Genomic DNA, 24,268 nt, shown 5'->3' on the forward strand with positions numbered 1-24,268 from the left:
ATTTTTGGCCTGGCGTGCCGATGAGCCATTGACTCTTCGTAGTTCATTTTCGCGTCATATTCGGGCGAAAAAGAAACGCTTTTGAATCAAGGAGATTCCCAAACAGGCACAAAGAGGGACGGGAAAGACGCGAAAAAATAAAATTTCTCTTGACTCGCGAGGGGGGCAACTTCCCCTAGGGTAAAGGGGGTTTCAGTCGGGATACCTCGCTGAAGTATTTGTATTTATTGTGTTTTTTATGTCACCAGACTGACACCTAACAAGCCATCAGGAGGCTCTAAAACATCGCATCGAGGTATCTTACGGGCACAACGCCAAAAAGCCCGGCGAAACGCCAGGCTCTTCGAAAAATGTCATAAAGGTGTCTAAATTTAGACGGCCAGGGCCTTCACACGAGCGGCCAGACGCGAGATCTTGCGCGATGCCGTGTTGGCGTGAACAACGCCCTTGGTGGCGGCGCGCTGGATCTCCGGCTGAGCAGCCTTGAGGGCGTCCTTGGCGACCGCTGCGTCACCAGAAGCGATTGCTTCTTCGACCTTGCGGATGAAACCACGGACCCGCGAACGGCGAGCCTTGTTGACTGCAGTGCGGCGAGCGATCTTGCGGGTCGCCTTCTTCGCCGAAGTTGTGTTGGCCATGGATGCCTCTCTTCGAATTCAAACCAAAGCCCACCATCGCCGCGTCGGGTCAGAGCAACCGCACCATTCAGCACTTGGGGAGCTGTTTCATGGAAAAGCCCAATGGCTTTCCCAACCGTGGGCGGGCATATAGCGGGAAAGCAGGGATGCGTCAACGCGGATTCTGCAGATAACGCGTCCCTCGTCGCGCTTATCTGTTCTTGAAGGCGGGCTTCCGCTTTTCCACAAAAGCGGCCATGCCTTCCTTCTGGTCCTCGGTCGCAAAGAGCGAGTGAAACAGCCGCCGCTCGAACCGCAAGCCTTCGCTCAAAGTCTGTTCGAAGGCGCGGTTGACGGCTTCCTTCGCCATCAACACTGAAGGCAGCGAGAAGGAGGCGATCTTGGCGGCGGCTTCGAGGGCCTCGTCGATCAGGCGCTCCGGCTCGACGACCCGCGCCACGAGACCTGCGCTCTCGGCCTCAGTCGCATCCATCATGCGGCCAGTCAGGCAAAGATCCATGGCCTTGGCCTTGCCGACGGCGCGTGTCAGCCGCTGGGAGCCACCCATGCCGGGGATGACGCCGAGCGTGATCTCCGGCTGGCCGAACTTCGCGGTCTTCGAGGCGATGATGAAGTCGCACATCATCGCAAGCTCGCAGCCTCCGCCAAGTGCGAAACCGGAGACGGCGGCAATGAAGGGCTTGCGGAAGCCGGCGATTTCGTCCCAGCCGCTGATAAAGTCGCCGGTATAGGCATCGACGAAATCGAGCGACTGCATTTCCTTGATATCAGCCCCGGCGGCAAAGGCCTTTTCGGAGCCCGTGAGTACGACGGCGCCGACGGCGGCATCGGCCTGCAGCTCGGCCAGGAGCTGGCGGAGTTCGCGCATGACAGCGGAGTTCAGCGCGTTCAGCGCCTGCGGCCGGTTGAGCGTCACAAGCGCGACGCGGTCACGCCGTTCGATCAGCAGGGTTTCATAGGTCATGGTTTCCTCCCTAGCGCGGCCCCACGGGCCTTATTTCTGGCAGTGACGACAATAGAATGTCGAGCGGCCGGATTGAACTATCCTTTCGACGGTTCCCCCGCAACCATCCGTGAGGCAGGGCTTGCCCTCGCGGTCGTAGGTGCGGAAGGAATGCTGGAAGTAGCCCAGCGTGCCGTCGGCCTGGATATGGTCGCGCAGCGACGAGCCGCCGGCCTCGATCGCATCTGCGATCACCTCGCGGATCGACTGGGTGAGAAGCGCAAGCTCCGCCTTCGGCTTGCCCTTCGGCGTGACCAAGGTCGAGACCTTGCGGGTGGGCGAGAGATGGGAGCGCCAGAGCGCCTCGCAGACATAGATGTTGCCGAGACCGGCGATGACCTTCTGGTCCAGCAGCGCGCCCTTCAGCGGCTGGCTGCGGCCGGCAAAACGGCTCGCGAGATAGTCGGCCGAGAGGATATTGCCGACGGGTTCCGGCCCGAGATCCCGGAACGCCGGATAAGTGTCGAGCTCCGAGCGCGCCATCAGATCCATGAAGCCGAAACGGCGCGGGTCATTATAAACCACACGAACCGGGCCTTCCGAACGCTCGAGATGAAAGACGACGTGGTCGTGCTTTTCATCCTTGCTGCGCTCGTGATGAAAGACGCCTGGCAAGTTGGTCCCCTCCCCCGCCTCGATGCGGAAGGAGCCGGACATGCCGAGATGGGCAATCACCGTGAGGTCGTCCTCGAGATCGACAAGCAGGTATTTTGCCCGACGGGACAGAGCGACAATGCGGCGGCCTTCGACCCTTGCGGCAAAATCGCGCGGCAGGGGAAAGCGCAAGTCCGGGCGGCGCAGCTCCAGGCGCTGCAATCTCGCCCCTTCCATGGCGGGTGCCAGCCCGCGTCTGACTGTCTCAACCTCTGGCAATTCCGGCATTTCAGCCCATCTTTCTGTTTGAACAGCTTCTTTAAAGGTCTATAGACCAGCGAAGCCAAGGCTTCCTCTCCGCAGATAGCGCGGGACAGGCCTTTTCGCTATGGTCTGCCGACCGTTCCGATATGTGGAGTGAACCGATGACTGCAAGCCGCATTTCCGCCGATGGCGGCATGGAAACCTCCTACGGCTTCCGCCAGGTCGACGAGCAGGAAAAGCAGGGCCTCGTCAACGACGTCTTCCATAAGGTCGCCAAGCGCTACGACATCATGAACGACGTGATGTCGGCCGGTCTGCACCGCGTCTGGAAGGATGCGATGGTGGCGTCGCTCAATCCGCGCAAGGATCCCAACTACAAGGTGCTCGATGTTGCCGGCGGCACCGGCGATATCGCGTTTCGCATCGTCGAGGCCTCCAGTCGGATGGCCCATGCCACCGTGCTCGACATCAACGGCTCGATGCTCGGCGTCGGTGCCGAGCGGGCGGAGAAGAAGGGCCTTTCGCCCAACCTCACCTTCGTCGAGGCGAATGCCGAAAGCCTGCCCTTCGACGACAGCACGTTCGACGCCTATACGATCGCCTTCGGCATCCGCAACGTGCCGCATATCGATGTGGCGCTGTCGGAAGCCTTCCGCGTTCTGAAGCGTGGCGGACGTCTGCTCGTGCTGGAGTTTTCCGAAGTCGAACTGCCGCTGCTCGACAAGGTCTATGATGCCTGGTCGTTCAATGCGATCCCTCGCTTCGGCAAGATGATCACCGGTGACGCGGAGCCCTATCAGTATCTGGTGGAATCGATCCGCAAGTTCCCCAACCAGCCGGATTTCGCGCGAATGATCGAGCGTGCCGGTTTCTCCAACGTCCGCTACACCAATTACACCGGCGGCATCGCGACGCTGCATTCCGGCTGGAAGATCTGACCGGGATGAGCACGCTCGGGGCATATTTCCGCCTGGCGCGGGTCGGCTGGGTGCTGGTGCGCGAAGGCGTTGTTGCGGCCCTTCCGTCCGAAGGACTGCCGCCGCTGGTCGGGATCGCCAAGGCTGCGATTGCACCGCTGGCGCGCAGCCGGGCCAAATCTGCCGAGCGCTCGGATCGGCTGGCCCGTGCTGTCGCCCGTCTCGGACCGTCTTATGTCAAGATCGGGCAGTTCCTGGCGACTCGGCCCGATGTGGTCGGCGCGGATTTCGCCGAGGATCTCGCCGGTCTGCAGGACCGGATGGACTTCTTCCCGACGGAGGCCTCCAAGACGACGATCCGTGAGTCACTCGGCCGCTCAGTGGAAGAGCTCTACGCCCATTTCGGCGAACCGATCGCCGCTGCCTCGATCGCGCAGGTCCATCCGGCGGAGGTCGAGACGGCCGAGGGCCGCCGCAAGGTTGCCGTCAAGGTGATCCGTCCCGGCGTGCGCAAGCGCTTTGCCGCCGATCTCGAGGCCATGTATCTCGTGTCGCACCTGCAGGAACGCTTCCTGCCGCATACGCGGCGCCTGCGTCCGGTCGAAGTGACCAAGACGCTGGAGCAAACCACCAAGGTCGAGATGGACCTCAGGCTCGAAGCAGCCGCCCTGTCGGAGATCGCGGAGAATACCAAGGATGATCCCGGCTTTCGCGTGCCGCAGGTCGACTGGGAGCGTACGGGCCGCGACGTCGTCACCATGGAATGGATCGACGGCATCAAGATGTCCGACGTCGAGGGTCTCAAGGCTGCCGGCCACGATCTCAATGCGCTGGCCGACACGCTGATCCAGTCCTTCCTGCGCCATACGCTGCGCGACGGCTTCTTCCATGCCGACATGCATCCGGGCAATCTCTTCGTCGATGCCTCAGGCATGATCGTAGCGGTCGACATGGGCATTGCCGGACGGCTCGGCAAGAAAGAACGCCGCTTCCTGGCAGAGATCCTATACGGCTTCATCACGCGCGACTACATGCGGGTGGCCGAAGTGCATTTCGAAGCCGGCTACGTGCCGTCGCACCACAATGTCGCGAGCTTCGCCCAGGCGATCCGCGCGATCGGCGAGCCGATCCACGGGCAGCCGGCCGAGACCATTTCCATGGGCAAGCTGCTGACGCTGCTGTTCGAAGTCACCGAGATCTTCGACATGCAGACGCGCCCGGAACTGGTGATGCTGCAGAAGACGATGGTGGTCGTCGAGGGTGTTTCGCGCATTCTCAATCCACGCTTCAACATGTGGAAAGCCGCCGAGCCGGTCGTTTCGAATTGGATCCGCGACAATCTTGGACCGAAGCGGATTGCAGCCGATCTCAAGGATGGCGCCCGAGCGGCACTCCGGCTCGCCGAAGCCCTGCCGGAGATCGCCGCCAAGACCGAGAAGCTGCATGGCGAGATCATGCGCATGAGCGAGGAAGGCCTGCGCTTCGATGCCGACACCGCCGAGCGGATCGGGCGGGCTGAAGCCCGGCACACGCGGCTTGGCCGGGTGGCGCTCTGGGTGATTGCTGCGGCAGCCGTGGTCATCGCCTTCCAGATTTCTTAGTCACACCAGGTCAGCGAGAAATCTAATTCTCCGGATCTTTTGATGGAACAAACCAGCAGACGCCGCGTTTGAACGACAACACGCGCTTTTTGTTCCGTCTGGAGTGATATGTCTGCCACCCAAACCGGCTTCGTCCGGTCCACGCTGCTCTTCCTCCTGGTCGGCACCGCGATCCTCGTCGGCATCATCGTCGCGACCTTCGGGCTCGTCGAGCGGACACGTGCGACTTTCGATTACATCCTGGAAGAGCGCACCATCCGGCGCATGGCAGCCGATCTGATGCAGAAGCTGACGGACGCCGAAACGGGTCAGCGCGGCTTCGTCATCACGCGCAACGAGTTGTTCCTTGAACCCTATGAAGCCGCCGTCGGCGAAATCCGTGAAGAAGTGGATAGGCTCGCGGCTGGAGTAGCCGAGCGCCCCGCCAAGGCAGCGCAGATGGGCCGATTGCAGGACCTCATCCGCAGCAAGCTTTCCGAAATGGGTCAGGCGATCAATCTCGTGGGCAGCGGCGAGCAGGATCAGGCCATCGCGTTGATTCAAAGCGATATTGGTCGCGCTTTGATGGACGACATTCGTGCCACGCTCGATCAGTTCAAGGAACTCTCAGACGCGAATGTTGAGCGAGGCACCGAGGCGCAGATCAGCGCGTCACAGCAGCTCCAGTGGATCACGGTAGGTGGTGGCATTGCCATCATCGCCGTCATGAGTGGCGCCATCCTTGTCGTGGCCCAGCATGTGCGGGCGCTTGCAGCCTCTCAGCGCGAGGTGGAGGTGTTGAACCAGGGCCTTGAGGCCCGCGTGGCCGAACGCACCGAAGATCTGATGCAGGCGAACCAGGAAATCCAGCGTTTTGCCTATATCGTCACGCATGATCTGAGAGCGCCGCTCGTCAACATCATGGGTTTTACTGCAGAGCTGGATGCCTCTCTAAAAGCCTTGCAGGCTTATGTGCTGAACGACGGCAAGCCTGTGTCGGAGGACGAGATCCGCGAGGCGCGCCTGGCCGCTTCGGAAGATCTGCCGGAGGCGATCGGCTTCATCCGCTCCTCCACCAAGAAGATGGATGGTCTGATCAATGCGATCCTGAAGATTTCGCGGGACGGGCGACGTCAGTTGAAGCCTGAAATCGTCGAGTTGCAGCCCCTGCTGGAGACCATCACCAACAGCGTCTATCACCAGATCAGCGAAAGCGACGGGCAAATCCATCTCGACATCAAGGCGCCACGGCTGAACGCGGATCGTCTCTCGGTCGAACAGATCCTCGGCAATCTCTTCGACAATGCGATCAAATACAAAGATCCCCACCGGCCCCTGACTCTGGCTGTCCGCACCGCGCCCGAAGGGCGTCACATGGTGCGGATCGAGGTCGAGGACAACGGCCGAGGTATTGCAGAACAGGACCACGAACGCGTCTTTGAGCTCTTCCGCCGCTCCGGTCAGCAAGATCAGTCGGGCGAAGGTATTGGGCTCGCCCATGTCCGCTCGCTGGCACGGAACCTTGGAGGGGAGATCACCGTTAGATCCCGTTTGGGAGAGGGATCGACCTTCGTACTGCGACTGCCATCAGATTTGTCACGCCTGGTACGGAGTTGAATATGAAAGCCGTGGGTAAAGAAGTCACCATCATCATGGTCGAAGACGACGAGGGACATGCTCGTCTGATCGAAAAGAACGTGCGCCGCGCCGGCGTCAGCAACGAGATTGTGCCGTTCACCAACGGCACGGATGCCCTCGACTACGTGCTGGGCAAGGATCGCAGCGGCAAGGTTTCAGAAGACCGCTATCTGCTGATCCTGCTCGACCTCAATCTGCCCGACATGTCGGGCACCGATATTCTTGATCAGATTAAATCCAATCCGCACACGCGACGGCTCCCGGTCGTCATCCTGACCACCACGGATGACGAACGCGAAATCCAGCGCTGCTACGATCTCGGGGCCAATGTCTATATTACCAAACCTGTCGATTACGACAATTTCGCCAATGCCATTCGCCAGCTCGGACTGTTCTTTTCCGTCATGCAGATCCCCTGACGGCGACAGGGCGATGAGCTTCACCGTTCTCTATATCGACGACGATGCCGCCATAGCCCGGCTGGTGCAAAAGCATATGGCACGGCTTGGCCACGCGGTGTCGCATGCCGAGACCGCCGAGGACGCACTCGATCTCCTGAAAACGGCAGAGTTCCATGTCGTGGTGCTCGATCATTACCTGCGCCAGACCACCGGCCATGACGTGATGGCGCGGATGCGCGAGGCAGAGATCGACGTTCCCGTTGTCTATGTGACCGGTTCCAATGAGGCGCAGGTGGCGATTGAGGCGATCAAGGCGGGTGCTGCCGATTACGTCATCAAGACGGTCAGCGACGATTTCCTGTCGCTCTTGTCCAGTGCGATCGAGCAGACCGTTGCCAATGCCCAGTTGCGGGCGGCGAAGGCCCGTGCCGATGAGGAAATCCGGCTCGGCAAGGAGCGGGCTGAGGCGCTGCTGGCCGAGGTGAACCACCGCGTCGCAAATTCGCTGGCTCTGGTGGCAAGCCTGTTGAGGCTACAGATCTCCGGCGCCCGAAGCGACGAAGTGAAGGCGGAACTGGCGGAGACCCAGGCTCGCATCACGGCGATCGCTGGCATGCATCGCAGTCTCTACACCTCCGACGACGTCAGTCGTGTGGAGCTCGACCGTTATCTCAACCGTCTCACCGCCGAGCTCTCCAGCTCGCTGCACAGTGCCGAAAGGCCGGTGCGTCTGCTGTTTGATGCCGATCCGATCTCCCTCAGCGCCGACAAGGCGGTTTCGGTCGGCATGATCGTCACTGAACTCGTGACCAATGCCTTCAAATATGCCTATGCGCCGGGTCAGGCCGGCGACATCCGAGTATCCCTCAGGACAACCGATGACGGCGAAGCCGTTCTTCAGGTCGAGGATGACGGCGTAGGCATCGATCCGCAGGGTGCGCCAAAGGGGACCGGCCTCGGGAGCCGGATCGTCAAATCCATGGCCTCGACGCTGGGCGAAGGCTTGCGCTATCTCGAAGGCACGCAAGGTACCGTCGCTGAGGTCCCGCTCAAGCTCGATAGCGAGATCTGACCCAGGCCGTTTACCAGTCCCCGTCTCGATGATTTGCCAGCGACCGGAATTGCGCTAGGGTCGCGGCCGCAGAGAAAGGGTTGTACTTCATGAGCTTGGCCGGAAAGCGCATTTTGCTTGTCATCGCGGGTGGCATCGCCGCCTACAAGAGCCTCGACCTCATCCGCAGGCTTCGGGAACGCGGCGCGTGCGTGCGGCCGATCATGACGCGCGGGGCGCAGGAATTCGTAACGCCGCTTGCGGTGGGCGCGCTCTCCGCAAGCCATGTCTATACCGAGCTCTTTTCCCGCGAGGACGAGCAGGATGTCGGCCATATCCGGCTGGCGCGGGAATGTGACCTGGTGCTGGTCGCCCCTGCCACCGCCGATCTGATGGCGAAGATGGCGAACGGGCTTGCAGACGATTTGGCATCGACCGTGCTTCTGGCGACGGACCGGCCCGTGCTGATTGCGCCGGCCATGAACCCCAAAATGTGGGCGCATCCAGCCACCCAGCGTAACTTCGCCGTGCTCCAGCGCGACGGCATTCATGCCATCGGACCGATGGAAGGCGAGATGGCCGAAAGTGGTGAACGCGGGCGCGGACGCATGGCCGAGCCGCTGGAGATTGCCGCGCGCGTCGAAGACATACTCTCCGGACCCAAGCCGCTGGCCGGGATGAAGGCGATTGTGACCTCGGGGCCGACGCATGAACCGATCGATCCGGTGCGCTACATCGCCAACCGCTCATCGGGCAAGCAGGGCCATGCGATCGCAGCCGCCCTTGCGCGGCTCGGCGCTGATGTGACGCTGGTCTCCGGCCCCGTGACGATTGCCGATCCAGCCGGTGTGAACACGCAGCATGTGGAGCGGGCCGAGGAGATGCGCGATGCGGTTCTTTCTGCACTTCCTGCCGATATTGCGGTCATGGTCGCCGCGGTCGCAGACTGGCGGGTCGCCTCATCGGCGGAACAGAAGATCAAGAAACAGCCCGGCGAAGCCCCGGCACCATTACATCTGACTGAAAACCCCGACATTCTGAAAACCGTGGGTCATCATGCTGAGCGTCCGCGTCTCGTCGTCGGTTTTGCCGCCGAGACTGAAAATGTCGAGCAGAACGGCCGGACAAAGCTCGATCGCAAGGGCGCCGACCTGATCGTAGCCAATGACGTCTCGCCGGAGACCGGAATCATGGGCGGCGACCGCAACCGGGTGAAGCTGATTTCCCGCGACGGCATCGAAGCCTGGCCGGACCTTTCCAAGGACGAGGTGGCCGAGCGGCTGGCGCTCTGGATCGCGACACAGATGGGCGGAACCGGCGCATGAGCCTGTTTGAACGCTCCAGCTTCGATGCTTTCGTCCGGGAGTTCGCCGGCACCACGCTCGTCGATCAGTGGGACGCCCGTGTCGCCAAGGTGGGGAATAAGGTCTTCGCACTGCTGACCGACAGTGAAAAACGCCTTTGCTTCAAGGTCAGTGAAGAAAGCTTCGAGATCCTGACGTCACTTGCGGGCGTTTCGCAGGCCCCCTATTTCGCCAAGCGCAAATGGGTGACCGTCGAGCCCAACAGTGAACTTGGCCAGGCCGATCTGCAGGAATATCTCACGCGCTCTTATCGCACAGTCAGTGCTTCTCTGACACGCAAGCTGCGTGCTGAACTCGGAATCGCTGATTAGGAAGCTTGCTCAGACCGCAGCCAAGGCTGGCTGACGCACCTGTTCGACCCGCATTCGATCAACCTCGGGCTTGAACTCGGCTGCGTCCAGCCCCTTTTCGCTGAGGATCACCGCGCTGCCTGCGGGGATCTCCACCCAGGTGTCCGTCTCGTCGTTCAGCGGCTCTGAGACGAGGCAGAAGCTGCCCTTCGGGCCCATGGGTGCCGCAAACAGCGTCGGCGCGTGTTCATCCGTCGAGTAGCGCACGGCATACAGCGTCTTTCCGTCGGAGAAGGCCGCCGTCATGCGGATGCGCGCCGAACCGGTCAGATGCAGGCTGATCTGCTCGACGAAACCCACAGCCTCGCTCATCGCCGCCAGCGGTCGTTCGCGCAGACCGAACTGCAGCGCCAGCAGGAACAGCAGCTCGCTGTCGGTCGTGCCGACACGGGCATGGAAATGCTCGTCGTCCAGCATGCCTTCCATGGGTCGGCGGATGCGGTCGAAATTGTCGATCTGGCCATTGTGCATGAAGGACCAGGTGCCCTGCACGAAGGGATGGCAGTTGTCGCGGCGGGTCGCGCCATGGGTAGCGGCGCGGACATGGGCGAGGAAGAGTGGCGAGCGGATCTGGCTTGCGAGGCTTTTCAGATTGCAGTCAGACCAGGCGGGCAGAACATCGCGGAAGCGGCCGGGCTCGGGACGGTCACCATACCAGGCGAGACCGAAGCCATCGCCGTTGGTCGCCGTCTTGGCGCGGGTCGCACAATGGGATTGCTCGATCAGGGAATGCGCAGGCGAGGTGACAAGTTCTTCCAGGAAGATCGGAACACCGCGGTAAGCCACCCAACGACACATATGATTTTGCCCCAGTTCAATCGAACCGATTGCTGATCTTCAACAGTCTTCGCCCGATAGACTAATGATTTGCAAACATGAGCCCATTCATGACAAAATTTTGTCGGGCAGTGCAACATTTCTTGCGCGCCGGATTGGCGCAAATGTGAACACTGCGTTCTGACAGCCCCACCTGCGCGGCAGCGACCGCTCGCATATATTCCCGGGCAAGCAAGTCACTCGACCCAAGGAGATCCCCTGATGTCCATCCGTCCCGTCAAGCATGAGAGCCGCGCCACGCCGACCATGGAGGGCGCGGGCGTGAAGCTGCACCGCGTCTTCGGTTTCGGCGATCCCTCGATGACCGATCCCTTCCTGATGATGGACGACTTTCGTAATGACGAGCCGAGCGACTATCTGCGCGGCTTTCCCTGGCATCCGCATCGCGGCATCGAGACGATCACCTATGTGCTGGCCGGCACCGTCGAACATGGCGACAGTCTCGGCAATTACGGCATGCTGGGTGCCGGCGACCTGCAATGGATGACCGCCGGCAGCGGCATCCTGCACCAGGAAATGCCGAAGGGTGATTTCGCCGGCCGGATGCACGGCTTCCAGCTGTGGGCCAACCTGCCGTCTTCGCTGAAGATGACCAAGCCGCGTTACCAGGACATCAAGTCTGCCGACATCCCCATTGTCATCGATGACGACGGCACCGCCGTGCGCGTCATCTGCGGCGACTTCTGGGGCAAGAGCGGCCCGGTCGACGGCATTGCCGCCGAGCCCGTCTATCTCGACATCTCGGTGCCGCCGGGTAAGCGCAAGACCTTCCCGGTCGACACCTATCGCTCGGCCTTCGCCTATATCTTTGCCGGCTCCGGCTCGTTCCGCGATGCCTCCAAGCCCTTCGGCGTGAAGGTCGAGAAGGAATACATGGGCGAGGAGCTGAACATCCGCGACCTTTCCGGCAACCGGACGCTGGTCGTTTTCGACACCGGCGACGAGATTACCGTGCAGGCCGGCGACAAGGGCATCCGCTTCCTGCTCGTCACCGGCAAGCCGATCAAGGAGCCGGTCGCCTGGCATGGTCCGATCGTCATGAACACACGCGAAGAGCTGATGCAGGCGATGAAGGAGTTGCAGAACGGAACCTTTATCAAGGCCGATCATTAATCCCACGCAGTCAAGTTCACTTCAACCCGGCGTCTCCAGCGCCGGGTTTTCTTTTTTGTCTGCACTTCTCCGCCTTTGGCATCACGAAAGCGCGGGCTCCGCCCACATGGCATGGAAGTGGTGCACCGGGCCGTGTCCCGATCCGACCGTCAGCCTGCCGGAGGCCGCAACAGCCTCAGCCAGCCAGGCCTTTGCGATACTGACCGCTTCCTGCGGCTGCCTGCCCTTCGCAAGCTCCGCCGCCAGGGCGCTCGACAGCGAGCAGCCGGTTCCGTGGGTGTTGGACGTCTCGACGCGGCGGGCCTCGAACCAGCTGACCTGTCCATCCGCAACCAACACATCCGGGCTTTCTGCTCCGGAGAGATGTCCGCCCTTGACCAGCACGGCCTTCGGGCCGAGCGCTGTCAGCCGGACGGCCTGAGATTCCATGATGCGACGGTCCGATGCTTCCGGGTCGCCGAGCAGGGCCGCAGCCTCCGGCAGGTTCGGGGTGAGCAGGGTCGCCAGCGGCAGGAGTTGTAAGGTCAACGCCTCGACAGCATCGGGATCGAGAAGCGAGGCCCCACCCTTGGCGATCATCACCGGGTCGAGAACCACGGGAATGCCACGATGCGGCTTCAGCGCCTCCGCCACGGCTGAGGCAATCCCGGCATTGGCGATTATGCCAATCTTCACGGCATCGACCCTGATATCGGCAAAGACCATGCGGATCTGCTCGGCAACGAAATCCGGATCGAGCGGCACGACCGCCGAGACGCCCCTTGTATTTTGCGCCGTGAGCGCCGTGATGACCGCCATACCGTAGCAGCCCCGGGCCGAGAAAGCCTTGAGGTCGGCCTGGATGCCGGCGCCGCCGGACGGGTCCGAGCCGGCGATCGAGAGCACGTTGCGGATGGAGGTGGATGTCATGGCTGCTTCTCCCTTCTGGCGGAGAAGCGACTGGGCAGACGCGGAAAGCCCGACATGGCACCCAATCGACTCCCTCCGCCAGCATGATCTGGTTCAGGTTCAAAGGGTACTTCTCAGCCCGGCTTGCACCGGACGCCCCTGTCTCATGGCCGGGAGATTAGGCGAGAGCGGAGGGCCTGTCACCTGCCATCGGCCGCACTCCCGATTAAGTGTTTGCAGCCCTCTGCAAGAGGGGTTAGGGGACCGTGACGACGCGACCGACAGAGAGGACCCAAGACCTTGCATCACGCCCCCGACCGGCTCTTTGATCGCGCCTATGACGCCTTCCTCTTCGACATGGACGGCACGTTGCTCAACTCCATCGCCGCCGCCGAACGCGTCTGGAGCCGCTGGGCTCTCAAGCATGGCCTTGATCTGCAAGCCTTCCTGCCGACCATGCATGGCAAGCGGGGGATCGACACGATCAGCGCACTGAACCTGCCTGGCATCGATGTGGTCAAGGAAGCGCTGGAGATAGAGCGCGGCGAGATCGAGGATCTCGACGGCATTGTGCCGATCCCGGGCGCAATCGCCTTTCTGAACAGCCTACCGGCGGAGCGCTGGGCGATCGTGACATCTGCACCGTCGGCGCTTGCGCGTGCCCGCATCGGGGCGGCCGGCCTGCCGCAGCCGGTCAAGATCGTGACAGCCGAGGATGTGAAAGTCGGCAAACCGGATCCGGCCGGCTACCGGCTCGGCGCCGAGCGACTGGGTGTCGATCCGTCCCGCTGCCTGGTGTTCGAAGATGTGCTAGCTGGTGTGAAGGCCGGAGAAGCAGCGGGCGCCGATGTCGCGGTGATTACCGCGACCCATACGCATCCGCTTAAGACTGATCATCCGACGATTTCAAGCTATGAGCGCCTGCGGGTCGAGTTCACGTCCGCGCAGGCGCTTTGGATCAGACCGGCAGAATAACCACACACGTCAGGCTTTGCAGGGGCGGCGGTAAATCCGCCACCGCCCGCCAGGCCTCACGCCGCCTTGGCGACGTGATATTCCTTGATGGCGACCATCTTGATCGCCGGGTACCGCTCAGATTCATAACGCAGAGAGAACTGGTCCTGGGCCATGAAGACGGGGTCGCCGTCGAGATCGCGGCAGATGTCGCCACGGCGCTGGGTCATGAACTTTTCCAGATCATCCTTGTTCTCGGCCGAAATCCAGCGGCAGACGGAGAAGCGCGACATTTCGAAGGAGACCGGCAGGCCGTATTCGCCCTGGAGGCGTTCCTTCAACACGTCGAGCTGCAGCGCGCCGACGACGCCGACGATGGCTGGCGAGCCGTCTTCCGGCGAGAAGAGCTGCACGACGCCCTCTTCGGCCATCTGCTGCAGCGCTTCCTTCAGCTTCTTCGCCTTCATCGCATCTTCCAGCCGCACACGGCGCAGGATTTCCGGCGAGAAGTTCGGGACGCCCTGAAAGACGAGGTTTTCGCCTTCGGTCAGCGTATCGCCGATCCTGAGTGTCCCGTGGTTCGGGATGCCAACGACATCACCGGCATAGGCCGTATCCGCCAGCTGACGCTGCGAGGCAAAGAAGAACTGCGGTGCGGTCAGGCCCATCTGCTTGCCGGTGCGGGCAAGGCGGGCCTTCATGCCGCGCTCAAGCTTGCCGGAGCAGATGCGGGCAAAGGCGATGCGGTCGCGGTGGTTCGGGTCCATATTGGCCTGGATCTTGAAGACGAAGGCCGTCATCTTTTCTTCCGCCGCATGCACGGTGCGGGTATCGGCCACCTGGTCGCGCGGCGGGGGCGCATAGGCGCCCAACGCATTGATCAGGTCACGAACACCGAAATTGCGCAGCGCCGAGCCGAAGAAGACGGGCGTCATATGGCCTTCGAGGAAGCTCTGGCGATCGAAGGGCCGGCAGGCCTCGCGGGCGAGCTCCAGCTCGTCGATGAAGGCCTGGCGTTCGTTTTCGGGCAGGTTTTCCGCGACACTCTGCGGGCCATTGACCTTGACCGGCTCAACCTGCGCATCGCCGCCACGATAGGTGTTGTTGGCGAGATGATAAGAGCCGCAAAAGGTCTTGGAGCGGCCGACCGGCCAGGTGATCGGGGCGGTGTCGAGCGCCAGCTTTTCTTCCACTTCGTCGAGGATCTCGAAGGGATCGCGGCTTTCGCGGTCCATCTTGTTGACGAAGGTGATGATCGGGATGTCGCGCATGCGGCAGACTTCGAACAGCTTCAGCGTGCGCGGCTCGATACCCTTGGCGGCATCGATGACCATGACGGCCGCGTCCACCGCTGTGAGCGTGCGATAGGTGTCGTCGGCGAAGTCTTCGTGGCCGGGCGTGTCGAGGATGTTGAAGACATTGCCTTCATATTCGAAGGTCATGACCGAGGTGACGACCGAAATGCCGCGCTCGCGCTCGATCTTCATCCAGTCCGACCGGGTCTGAATGCGATCCTTCTTCGCCTTGACTTCACCGGCAAGCTGGATGGCGCCACCGAACAGCAGCAGCTTTTCGGTGAGCGTCGTCTTACCCGCGTCCGGGTGCGCGATAATAGCAAAGGTGCGGCGGCGGGAGACCGCCTCGGCGAGCGTTTCAGCCATATCTCTGGAATTCCTTCTAGTCGGGCGGTTATCTAGCGTTTCGAGGGCCAATATGCAATTGAGCGCGGGCAACAAAGGAAATCCGCCATGGCCGCAATCCGTTCCGACATCCTCGGTCCCGTGCTCAACCTCAAGCGCCTGCCGCATGGCGAAGGGCTTGAGCTTCCCGCCTACGAGTCAGCAGGGGCGGCGGGAATGGATCTGAGAGCTGCGGTGAGCGACGGGGAACCGATGACGCTTCCGCCGGGTGCCAGGGCTCTGGTGCCGACAGGCTTCATCATGGAAATCCCTGAAGGCTTCGAAGCCCAGATCCGCCCACGCTCGGGGCTTGCCTTCAAGAACGGCGTGACCTGCCTCAACACGCCAGGCACGATCGACAGCGATTATCGCGGCGAGGTGAAGGTGCTGCTGATCAACCTCGGCCAGGAGGAGTTTGTTATCACCCGCGGCATGCGCATCGCCCAGATGGTGATCGCGCCGGTGACGCAGGCGCAGGTGGCCGAAGTGACCGAGACAAGCGACACCGCGCGGGGTGCCGGCGGGTTTGGGTCGACGGGGGTGTGATGAGGGCTGTGGCTAGCGCTGCGCCTCCGTGACCATGCGAACGGCAAGTGCGGCCAAGACCGTGCCCATCAGCCAGCGCTGGACAACGAGCCAGAAAGGGCGCCCGACGAGGAAGAGGGCGATGGAGCCGGCGGACAGGGCAATCAGACCATTGACGGTCACGCTGATGGCGATCTGGGTAAAGCCGAGCACCAGGGACTGAAGCAGCACGCTGCCGCCAGCAGGATCGATGAACTGCGGCAGAAGCGAGAGATAGAGCACGGCGACTTTCGGGTTTAGCAGGCTGGTGACGAAGCCCATCAGGAAGAGCTTACGACTGCTGTCGGCGGGCAGGTCGCGGACCTGGAAGGGCGAGCGGCCACCGGGCTTCAGCGACTGCCAGGCAAGCCATGCCAGATAGACTGCGCCGGCAAACTTGAGCAGGTCATAGGCGAAGGGAACGGCAAAAAGCAGGACCGTGATCCCGCCGGCGGTTAGAAGCACATAGACGACAAAGCCGAGTGCCACACCGCCGAGCGAAACCAGCCCCGCCATCGGACCCTGGCAGATCGAGCGCGACACGAGATAGATCATATTCGGCCCCGGCGTCAGCACCATGCCGAGGCAGATCAGGGCGAAGGCGAAGAGCATGGTGGGGCTGGGCAAGGGGATTGTTTCCTCAAAGAATTATGCCTCCTAGCTGCAGTCGACGGCAGCTAGCAATCGCGATCGTGTCACCGTTGCAAGTCTTTCGCGTCAGGACTAGGAATGGGCGAGGAGGAGACCGATGACCCTGACGACCATCATTGCCTATTGCGGCGCTCTGTTCATCGCGGCGGCCATTCCCGGACCGGGCATGACCGCGATCGTGGCCCGGGCGCTGGGTTCCGGGTTCCGCCCAACCTTCCTCATGGGGCTTGGGCTCATCCTCGGCGACCTCGTCTATCTGACTGCCGTCATCCTCGGGCTATCGGTTCTGGCCAAGACATTCGTCACGCCCTTCCTGATCCTGAAATTTCTTGGCGCCGCCTATCTCGTCTATGTCGCCTGGAAGCTCTGGACGGCAGGGCTCGTTCCCCAGGACATCAAGGCGGAAAAGGCGATGCGCCCGTGGATATCCTTCCTGTCGGGACTGCTCGTGACGCTCGGCAATCCGAAGACCATGCTGTTTTACGTCGCGCTGGTGCCGACGCTGATCCCGCTCGAGGCGATCGGGCTTGCCGACTATATCCTGCTCGCCGGTCTGACCTTCATCGTGCTGATGGCGGTCCTGCTGCCCTATATCCTGCTCGCTGCCCAGGCGCGCGGATTGCTGAAGCGTCCCGAAGCCCTGAAGCTGCTCAACCGCAGCGCGGCCGGCATTCTCGCGGGCACTGCCGCCTATATCGCGGTGCGCGCCAGTTGAGCGCCGCCAAGGCGCCTCAGAGAGCATCGCGCGGGTGACCAAGGCAGATTTTTCCAAGGATGGCCTGTCGGGCGACATGAGCATGCTGGCATGCACGCAGCCTGCGGCGTAAGCTCGGCTCAACCAAATCACCAGGGAGAAACACATGACTGAGCAGAAGAAACCCGGTCGCGGACGCATCTATGGTTCGATCACGGAGACGATCGGCGATACGCCGATCGTGCGGCTCGACAAGCTGGCCAAGGAAAAGGGCGTGAAGGCGCACCTGCTCGCGAAGCTCGAATTCTTCAATCCGATCGCCTCGGTCAAGGACCGCATCGGCGTGGCCATGATCGAGAGCCTCGAAGCCCAGGGCAAGATCATCCCTGGCAAGACCACGCTGATCGAGCCGACCTCCGGCAACACCGGCATTGCACTCGCTTTCGCGGCTGCCGCCAAGGGCTATCGCCTGATCCTCACCATGCCTGAGACCATGTCGATCGAGCGCCGCAAGATGCTGGCGCTGCTCGGCGCAGAGCTCGTGCTGACCGAAGGGGCCAAGGGTATGAAGGGTGCCATCGCCAAGGCGCAGGAGCTGGCCGAAACGACACCCGACGCCATCATCCCGCAGCAGTTCGAAAACCCGGCCAATCCCGAAATCCACCGCAAGACGACGGCGGAAGAAATCTGGAACGACACCGAGGGCAAGATCGACATCCTCGTCTCCGGGATCGGCACCGGCGGCACGATCACCGGCACCGGCCAGGTGCTGAAGAGCCGCAAGCCGGAGATCAAGGTCGTCGCTGTCGAGCCGGCCGACAGCCCCGTTCTCTCGGGCGGCAATCCCGGCCCTCACAAGATCCAGGGCATCGGCGCCGGCTTTGCACCCGCCATTCTCGACACCCATGTCTATGACGAGGTCGTCACCGTCACCAATGACGAAGCCTTCGAGCACGCCCGTCTCGTTGCCCGCCTTGAGGGCGTTCCGGTCGGCATTTCCTCGGGTGCGGCCCTGGCCGCCGCGATCAAGCTTGGCCAGCGCGAGGAAAATGCCGGCAAGACGATCGTCGTGATCATCCCCTCCTTCGCCGAGCGTTATCTCTCGACGGCGCTGTTTGCCGGCCTCGGCGAGTGACGCAAAGGAGGCGCCGGATCACTCCCGGCGCTTCCGCTCCCGATTGCAGCCGTTCTCGTCCCCGGCTAGGATTATTCCACGACAGGTCGATTGCAGTCCGTAAGGGGGCCCATGCGCGCATTACTACACCGGCTGCCTGCCTTCGCCTCTGTTCAAGAGCGGCTCTCCACGAGCGGTCTGATTGCGACCTATGTCGCGAGCCTGATCATATTTGCCGTGGCACTCGCCATCCGGGCCTGGTTCGACGCCGTCTTGCCAGCCGGCTTTCCCTTCCTGACCTTCTTTCCGGCTGTCATTATCTGCGGCTTTGTCTTCGGCGTACGCCAAGGCCTTATGGTGGCTGTGCTTTCCGGCCTTGCCGCCTGGTACTTCTTCATCAGCCCCGGGCGGTTCGACTTCTCGCTCGGTACCCTGCTCGCCATGGGCCTTTACCTGTTCGTCGTCACCACCGACCTGACCCTGATCTACATGATGAAACAGGCCTATCGGCAGGAGATCAGCACCCGAGAGGAGGTTCAGCGGCTTGCCGAGCAGCAGGAGGTCATGGCCCAGGAGCTCGACCATCGCCTCAAGAACATCTTCGCCACTATCAATGCGATCATCAGCCTCTCCCTCAAGAACGCGTCCAGCGCCGATGAACTGGCCGCGCGCCTGCGTGACCGCCTGACCGCGCTTGGCCGCTCCAACCTGCTCTTGCGCGGCCTGCGCGAAGGCGAGGACGCCTCGCTGCAGAGCGTCGTCTTCCAGGCGCTCGAACCCTTCGCGATTGTCGGGACCCCCCGCTTTACGGCCAGCGGCCCGCGTGTCCCCATCGGCGGCCAGACGGTCGTCGTTCTGAGCCTCATCCTGCATGAACTCGGCACCAATGCCGCGAAATACGGCGCCCTCAGCGTCGGCCATGGCCAGGTCTCTCTCGACTGGCACATCGAGACCGGGGTGGAAGGCACCGAACAGCTCGTCATGCGATGGCGAGAAGCCGGTGGCCCGCCGCCCGTTGCCCCACTGCCAGGCTCCGGCGGGTTTGGCTCAACCCTGATGAAGCGCGTCATCGCCGGCGTGCGCGGCCAGACCGAGATTGCGTACCCAGAGACCGGAGCCGAGGTGCGCCTCACACTTCCAGTCGATATGCTTCGTCCGGTGGCCCCACCGGCTTGATCCTCCTTTATCATGATCGCCGTCGCCGCCCGCTCCGGTCGGTCAGGCCGCCGCCGCCAGCCTTTCAGACGCGATACGATAGGAAATTGCTTCCGCCAGATGGATGCGTCCCAGCGTCTCCGTTCCGTCGAGATCGGCAAGCGTGCGGGCAACCTTCAGGACCCGGTGATAGCCGCGTGCCGAAAACCGGAATTTTTCTGCCGCGTCGCGCAGCAGCTGCAGCCCGGAGGCATCCGGTTCGGCGAGCGTTTCGATCAATGCCGTCGAGCAGCGGGCATTGGTGCCGAAGGGTAGACCGAGCCGTTCGAAGCGATCGCGCTGGCGGGACCTGGCCGCAGCCACGCGTTTGGCAACCGCCGCACTGCTTTCGGCGGCCCGGGGCCGGATGAGATCGGTAGCCGAAACGGCGGGCACATCGATCCTGATATCGATGCGGTCCATCAGCGGCCCCGAGATGCGGCCCTGATATTCGCTCTGGCAACGGATGCCTCGGGCGCAGACATGACCCGGCTCTCCCGCCATGCCGCAGCGGCATGGGTTCATCGCAGCCACCAGCTGGAAATCGGAGGGATAGGAAACCCGGTGATTGGCGCGGGCAATGATGCATTCACCGGTTTCGAGTGGCTGGCGCAGGGCATCGAGCACGGGCGGGGCGAATTCCGGCAGTTCGTCGAGGAAGAGAATGCCGTGATGGGCAAGCGAGGCCTCGCCCGGTTTGGCCCTCAGACCACCTCCGACCAGGGCCGCCATGGTGGCCGAATGATGCGGTGTCCGGAAAGGGCGACGGTCGGAAAGCTTGCCGCCCGAAAGCTGGCCGGCGATCGAATGGATCATCGAGACTTCGAGCAGTTCGGGCGCCGAAAGCGGCGGCAGGATCGAGGGCAGGCGCGCCGCCAGCATCGACTTGCCCGAACCAGGTGGACCGACGAACAACAGATTGTGCCCCCCAGCGGCTGCGACCTCCAGAGCCCGCTTGGCGCTTTCCTGGCCCTTGATGTCGGCAAGATCCGGCAGGTTTGCGGCAAGCGCCCGGATCGATGGTTCCGGTCGGGACAGGACCTGGGTGCCGCGGAAATGGTTGGCAAGCGCGATCAGACTGCGGGGCGCGAGAATGTCGATCTCGCTGCCTGCCCAGGCGGCTTCGGCGCCACTGTCTGCCGGGCAGATCAGCCCCTTGTCCATGGCATTGGCGCTGATTGCGGCCGGAAGTGCCCCCGCAATCGGGGCGATCGTGCCGTCCAGATTGAGCTCTCCGATCACGAGAAAGCCGGAGAGCGCATCACCCGGAATGGCGCCGAGGGCCGCCATCAATCCGAGCGCGATGGGCAGGTCGAAGTGAGAGCCCTCCTTCGGCAGATCTGCCGGTGCCAGATTGACCGTCACGCGCTTGGCCGGAAGCGCCAGACCCGAGGCATGCAGGGCCGCCTGCACGCGCTCGCGGCTTTCGGCCACTGCCTTGTCGGGCAGACCGACGATCTGCATGCCCGTCTTGCCGGGGGCGACCATGACCTGAACTTCGACGGGCACACCCTCGATGCCCTGGAATGCAACCGTACTGACACGCGCCACCATTGCCCGCCCTCGCCGATCGACCGATGGTCACCCCTGCAACTTCATATTGCGTGTGGTGACGGGAACAATCTCGCATAAGCGGCATTGAAACGCAAGAACAATTACGGAACATCTGCAGCTTGAAGTAGGGCTAAAGTTGTTACAGGTTGCAGCCGAGAAACGAAGCGCGAACTTTCAGCGTCAAAACAGACGCTTATGCCCGCTTGCGCTCGATGGCATCCCAGAGAAGTGCAGCGATATCCGCGCCACCGAACTTCTTCACCTCGCGGATGCCGGTGGGCGACGTCACGTTGATTTCGGTCATGTAGTCGCCGATCACGTCGATGCCGACAAGCAGGAAACCACGTTCGCGCAGCGCGGGTCCGATGCGGGCGCAGATTTCCCGCTCGCGTGAGGTCAGCTCGGTCGGCTCGGGCCGGCCGCCGGCATGCATGTTGGAGCGGGCATCATGTTCGGCCGGAACCCGGTTGATCGCACCAACCGGCTCGCCATCAACAAGGATGATGCGCTTGTCGCCCTTGCGCACGGCCGGCAGGTAACCTTGCGCGATAAAGGGCTCGCGGAACATCTGGCCGAACATCTCCATCAGCGAGGAGAAGTTGCGGTCGTCGCGGGTCGAATGGAAGACGCCGGCGCCGCCATTGCCATAGAGCGGCTTCAGAATGATGTCGCCCTGCTCCTGACGGAAACGGGCAATCTCGGCGGGATCCTTGGTGATCAGGGTCGGCGGCATCAGGTCGGCGAATTCTGTGACGAAGATCTTCTCCGGCGAATTGCGCACCCAGGCCGGATCGTTGACGACGAGAGTCTTCGGATGGATCCGCTCGAGCAGATGGGTCGAGGTGATATAGGCCATGTCAAAGGGCGGATCCTGCCGCAGCAGGATCACATCCATGATCGAGAGGTCGACGCGCTCGGCGGCGCCGAGCGTGTAATGGTCGCCCTTGATATCGCGGAGCTCCATCGGTTCCACGGTGGCAAAAATCTTGCCGTCACGCATGGAGAGCCGGTCTGGCGTGTAATGGAAGAGCTTGTAGCCGCGGCTCTGGGCCTCCAGGCTCATGGCAAAGGTGCTATCGCCCGCGATGTTGATCGTGGACACATGGTCCATCTGGACCGCGACGTTTCTGATTCTGGCCATGCGCTATCCCCGTACAATTGCTCCGCAGATTTAGGCGGCGCGCTTTGCGAAGGCAACGCCGCCCCTCGTGAATTTTGCTGAAGCGAGCATGAGGCCGGCTGCGAATGCTCTCAGGCGAAGGCGCGGTCGGCGCTGTCTTCGGTAGCCCGATCCTCGGATGAGGAGAGAACGGGATCCAGACGACGACCGTTTTCAGCGGAGAATACATGCAGCCTGGATGGGGCGATCTTCAGCGGCAGACGGTCGTTCAAGGCGACATGAGATGCGACAACCGCCGTCAAGACCTGGTCGGCGACAAGGCCGTGGACGAGGCGCTGCGCGCCGAGTTCCTCGACATAATCGATGGCCATCGAGAACTGGGCATCCTCGTCACTTGTCAGAACCAGATCCTCCGCGCGCATGCCGAGACGGACCGGACCGTCTGTCCAGCCAGCGCTACTCAAGAGACACGCATCCGCAAAGAGCAGGCGCCCGCCTTCGATGCGCGCATCGACCAGGTTCATCGCCGGCGAGCCGATGAAGCTCGCAACAAAGGTGGAAGCCGGGCGGTTATAAACCTCAAGCGGCGTGCCGATCTGCTCGATCCGGCCGCCGTTCAAGACGACAAGACGGTCGGCCAGCGTCATCGCCTCCAGCTGGTCATGGGTGACGTAGATCGCCGTGGTCTTCAGCCGCTTCTGCAGCTTGCGGATTTCGCCGCGCATGGTCACGCGCAGCTTGGCATCGAGATTGGAGAGCGGCTCATCGAAGAGGAAGACGGCCGGCTTGCGCACAATGGCGCGGCCCATGGCAACGCGCTGGCGCTGGCCGCCGGAAAGGGCGCGTGGCTTGCGGTCGAGATATTTCTCGATCTCCAGCATCTTGGCGGCTTCCGCCACGCGGGCGGCGATTTCCGCCTTCGGCGTGCCACGGTTCTTCAACCCGTAAGCCAGATTGTCGTAGACGGTCATGTGCGGATAAAGCGCATAGTTCTGGAAGACCATGGCGATGTCACGATCGGCAGGCTCGACCTGGTTGACCACCCGGTCGCCGATCGAGATCGTGCCTTGCGAGATTTCCTCAAGCCCTGCCACCATGCGCAGAAGCGTGGACTTGCCACAGCCGGAGGGGCCGACGAGCACGATGAACTCGCCGTCCTCGATCTGGATATCGACACTGTCCACGGCCTTGGCGCCGCCCTTGTCGTAGATCTTGGAGACCTCGTTGATGTCGATGGACGCCATGGTCGGCACTCCCTTTACTTGTCGGTTTCGGTGAGGCCTTTGATGAACCAGCTCTGGAACACCACCACCACGATGACGGGCGGCAGCATGGCGAGCACGGCCATGGCAAAGGCTTCGTTGTAATCGGGGATCTGCGAGCCGATCCACACCTGGAGGATCTGCTTGATGCCGCGCATCAGGGTGTAGAAGCCCTCTTCCGTGGTCATCAGCATGGGCCAGAGATACTGGTTCCAGCCATAGACGAACATGATGATGAAGACGGCGGCGATCATGGTGCGCGACAGCGGCACCAGCACGTCGATGAAGAACTTGAAGGGACCGGCACCATCGATGCGCGCCGCTTCCAGGAGTTCGTCCGGCACGGACTTGAAGAACTGGCGGAAGAAGAAGGTGCCTGTCGCCGAGGCCAGCAGAGGCAGGATCAGGCCCTGGTAGCTGTTTAACAGGTTCAGATCGCTCATCACCTTGTAGGTCGGCAGGATGCGCACTTCGAGCGGCAGAAGCAGCGTGGTGAAGATCAGCCAGAAGGCGAGCGTGGCAAACCGGAAGCGGAAATAGACGATGGCATAGGCGGCCAGCATCGAGAGCACGATCTTGCCGACGGCAAAACCGAGACCGAGGATCAGAGAGTTCATCGCCATGGTGAGGCCCGTCACCTGGCCGGTGAAGCCGCCGCTCTCGAAGAGCACTTTCTCATAGGTCTGCGTGAAATCGTCACCGACCGAGAGCATCAGGCCGTTCGAGTGGATCTCGGCTGCGGAATGGGTCGATGTCGTAAAGGCAACCACCAGCGGCCCGAGCATGAAGATCACGCCCGCGATCAGGATCAGGTGGTCGAAGAATTTGGTGCGGTACATGGCGC

24 protein-coding genes and 1 riboswitch are annotated in these 24,268 nt (G+C 62.2%); of the genes, 13 read left to right on the forward strand and 11 right to left on the reverse strand.

The annotated features are described in order from the left end of the window. Positions 1-371: 371 nt before the first annotated feature. The 3 genes from rpsT to mutM form a co-directional block, all read right to left on the reverse strand. Positions 372-638 (reverse strand): 30S ribosomal protein S20, encoded by a 267-nt coding sequence (rpsT, locus tag AC1PUL_RS16210; RefSeq protein WP_185808078.1) that lies wholly within the window; start codon positions 636-638, stop codon positions 372-374. Positions 639-828: 190 nt separating this feature from the next. Next, on the reverse strand, positions 829-1,602 hold the full coding sequence (locus AC1PUL_RS16215; protein ID WP_480465148.1) for an enoyl-CoA hydratase: 774 nt from the start codon (positions 1,600-1,602) through the stop codon (positions 829-831). Positions 1,603-1,632: 30 nt separating this feature from the next. Beyond that, a complete protein-coding gene (mutM, locus tag AC1PUL_RS16220; RefSeq protein ID WP_480465149.1) occupies positions 1,633-2,523 on the reverse strand; it encodes a bifunctional DNA-formamidopyrimidine glycosylase/DNA-(apurinic or apyrimidinic site) lyase in 891 nt (296 codons plus the stop codon). A gap of 137 nt (positions 2,524-2,660) precedes the next feature. Here mutM and ubiE point away from each other — a divergent pair, with 137 nt between their 5' ends. The 7 genes from ubiE (at position 2,661) to AC1PUL_RS16255 (ending at position 9,761) form a co-directional block, all read left to right on the forward strand. Continuing rightward, positions 2,661-3,437: a bifunctional demethylmenaquinone methyltransferase/2-methoxy-6-polyprenyl-1,4-benzoquinol methylase UbiE gene (gene ubiE / locus AC1PUL_RS16225; RefSeq protein ID WP_480465150.1), complete on the forward strand. Its 777-nt coding sequence runs from the start codon at positions 2,661-2,663 to the stop codon at positions 3,435-3,437. A gap of 5 nt (positions 3,438-3,442) precedes the next feature. After that, positions 3,443-5,017 (forward strand): 2-polyprenylphenol 6-hydroxylase, encoded by a 1,575-nt coding sequence (gene ubiB / locus AC1PUL_RS16230; RefSeq protein ID WP_480465151.1) that lies wholly within the window; start codon positions 3,443-3,445, stop codon positions 5,015-5,017. A 108-nt stretch (positions 5,018-5,125) separates the two neighbouring features. After that, on the forward strand, positions 5,126-6,613 hold the full coding sequence (locus AC1PUL_RS16235; protein ID WP_480465152.1) for a sensor histidine kinase: 1,488 nt from the start codon (positions 5,126-5,128) through the stop codon (positions 6,611-6,613). A gap of 2 nt (positions 6,614-6,615) precedes the next feature. After that, positions 6,616-7,053 carry a response regulator gene (locus tag AC1PUL_RS16240; RefSeq protein WP_480465153.1) on the forward strand — a complete coding sequence of 146 codons (438 nt, stop codon included), beginning with the start codon at positions 6,616-6,618 and terminating at the stop codon, positions 7,051-7,053. Between the two features lie 13 nt (positions 7,054-7,066). Further along, positions 7,067-8,107, forward strand: a complete 1,041-nt coding sequence (locus AC1PUL_RS16245) for a histidine kinase dimerization/phosphoacceptor domain -containing protein (protein ID WP_480465154.1) — start codon at positions 7,067-7,069, stop codon at positions 8,105-8,107. Positions 8,108-8,196: 89 nt separating this feature from the next. Continuing rightward, on the forward strand, positions 8,197-9,411 hold the full coding sequence (gene coaBC / locus AC1PUL_RS16250; protein WP_480465155.1) for a bifunctional phosphopantothenoylcysteine decarboxylase/phosphopantothenate--cysteine ligase CoaBC: 1,215 nt from the start codon (positions 8,197-8,199) through the stop codon (positions 9,409-9,411). Beyond that, a complete protein-coding gene (locus AC1PUL_RS16255; RefSeq protein WP_480465156.1) occupies positions 9,408-9,761 on the forward strand; it encodes an MmcQ/YjbR family DNA-binding protein in 354 nt (117 codons plus the stop codon). The genes coaBC and AC1PUL_RS16255 overlap by 4 nt, the downstream gene beginning before the upstream one ends. A 9-nt stretch (positions 9,762-9,770) precedes the next feature. On the opposite strand, the gene AC1PUL_RS16260 is transcribed toward AC1PUL_RS16255, so the two are convergent. Continuing rightward, positions 9,771-10,598: a class II glutamine amidotransferase gene (locus tag AC1PUL_RS16260; protein ID WP_480465157.1), complete on the reverse strand. Its 828-nt coding sequence runs from the start codon at positions 10,596-10,598 to the stop codon at positions 9,771-9,773. A gap of 240 nt (positions 10,599-10,838) precedes the next feature. Between AC1PUL_RS16260 and AC1PUL_RS16265 the strand changes: the two genes are divergently transcribed. Further along, positions 10,839-11,750, forward strand: a complete 912-nt coding sequence (locus tag AC1PUL_RS16265; RefSeq protein WP_480465158.1) for a pirin family protein — start codon at positions 10,839-10,841, stop codon at positions 11,748-11,750. Positions 11,751-11,831: 81 nt separating this feature from the next. Here AC1PUL_RS16265 and thiD read toward each other — a convergent pair whose 3' ends face one another. Next, positions 11,832-12,659, reverse strand: a complete 828-nt coding sequence (gene thiD, locus AC1PUL_RS16270) for a bifunctional hydroxymethylpyrimidine kinase/phosphomethylpyrimidine kinase (protein WP_480465159.1) — start codon at positions 12,657-12,659, stop codon at positions 11,832-11,834. 53 nt (positions 12,660-12,712) lie between these two features. Then, positions 12,713-12,809: riboswitch (TPP riboswitch) on the reverse strand. A gap of 129 nt (positions 12,810-12,938) precedes the next feature. Between thiD and AC1PUL_RS16275 the strand changes: the two genes are divergently transcribed. Beyond that, positions 12,939-13,613: an HAD-IA family hydrolase gene (locus AC1PUL_RS16275; RefSeq protein WP_480465160.1), complete on the forward strand. Its 675-nt coding sequence runs from the start codon at positions 12,939-12,941 to the stop codon at positions 13,611-13,613. A gap of 56 nt (positions 13,614-13,669) precedes the next feature. Here the strand turns inward: AC1PUL_RS16275 and AC1PUL_RS16280 are convergent, their stop codons facing one another. Next, positions 13,670-15,253 carry a peptide chain release factor 3 gene (locus AC1PUL_RS16280; RefSeq protein WP_298460288.1) on the reverse strand — a complete coding sequence of 528 codons (1,584 nt, stop codon included), beginning with the start codon at positions 15,251-15,253 and terminating at the stop codon, positions 13,670-13,672. 87 nt (positions 15,254-15,340) lie between these two features. Between AC1PUL_RS16280 and dut the strand changes: the two genes are divergently transcribed. Continuing rightward, on the forward strand, positions 15,341-15,817 hold the full coding sequence (dut, locus tag AC1PUL_RS16285; RefSeq protein WP_480465161.1) for a dUTP diphosphatase: 477 nt from the start codon (positions 15,341-15,343) through the stop codon (positions 15,815-15,817). Positions 15,818-15,829: 12 nt separating this feature from the next. Here the strand turns inward: dut and AC1PUL_RS16290 are convergent, their stop codons facing one another. Then, positions 15,830-16,447: a LysE family translocator gene (locus tag AC1PUL_RS16290; protein WP_480468607.1), complete on the reverse strand. Its 618-nt coding sequence runs from the start codon at positions 16,445-16,447 to the stop codon at positions 15,830-15,832. A 136-nt stretch (positions 16,448-16,583) separates the two neighbouring features. Between AC1PUL_RS16290 and AC1PUL_RS16295 the strand changes: the two genes are divergently transcribed. The 3 genes from AC1PUL_RS16295 to AC1PUL_RS16305 all read left to right on the forward strand — a co-directional run bounded on the left by AC1PUL_RS16295 (position 16,584) and on the right by AC1PUL_RS16305 (position 19,470). After that, entirely contained in the window at positions 16,584-17,201 is a 618-nt protein-coding gene (locus tag AC1PUL_RS16295) for a LysE family translocator (RefSeq protein WP_480465162.1), read from the forward strand. A 145-nt stretch (positions 17,202-17,346) separates the two neighbouring features. After that, positions 17,347-18,315 carry a cysteine synthase A gene (cysK, locus tag AC1PUL_RS16300; RefSeq protein WP_480465163.1) on the forward strand — a complete coding sequence of 323 codons (969 nt, stop codon included), beginning with the start codon at positions 17,347-17,349 and terminating at the stop codon, positions 18,313-18,315. A 111-nt stretch (positions 18,316-18,426) separates the two neighbouring features. Continuing rightward, a complete protein-coding gene (locus AC1PUL_RS16305; RefSeq protein WP_480465164.1) occupies positions 18,427-19,470 on the forward strand; it encodes an HWE histidine kinase domain-containing protein in 1,044 nt (347 codons plus the stop codon). A gap of 42 nt (positions 19,471-19,512) precedes the next feature. Here the strand turns inward: AC1PUL_RS16305 and AC1PUL_RS16310 are convergent, their stop codons facing one another. The 4 genes from AC1PUL_RS16310 to ugpE all read right to left on the reverse strand — a co-directional run bounded on the left by AC1PUL_RS16310 (position 19,513) and on the right by ugpE (position 24,263). Beyond that, on the reverse strand, positions 19,513-21,042 hold the full coding sequence (locus AC1PUL_RS16310) for a YifB family Mg chelatase-like AAA ATPase (RefSeq protein ID WP_480465165.1): 1,530 nt from the start codon (positions 21,040-21,042) through the stop codon (positions 19,513-19,515). A gap of 193 nt (positions 21,043-21,235) precedes the next feature. Next, complete coding sequence (gene gshB / locus AC1PUL_RS16315; RefSeq protein ID WP_480465166.1) at positions 21,236-22,183, reverse strand: glutathione synthase; 948 nt, start codon at positions 22,181-22,183, stop codon at positions 21,236-21,238. A 110-nt stretch (positions 22,184-22,293) separates the two neighbouring features. Further along, entirely contained in the window at positions 22,294-23,406 is a 1,113-nt protein-coding gene (locus AC1PUL_RS16320; RefSeq protein ID WP_480465167.1) for a sn-glycerol-3-phosphate import ATP-binding protein UgpC, read from the reverse strand. Positions 23,407-23,420: 14 nt separating this feature from the next. After that, a complete protein-coding gene (gene ugpE / locus AC1PUL_RS16325) occupies positions 23,421-24,263 on the reverse strand; it encodes a sn-glycerol-3-phosphate ABC transporter permease UgpE (RefSeq protein ID WP_480465168.1) in 843 nt (280 codons plus the stop codon). Positions 24,264-24,268: the final 5 nt, after the last annotated feature.

The organism is Rhizobium sp. P43 (assembly GCF_056730705.1).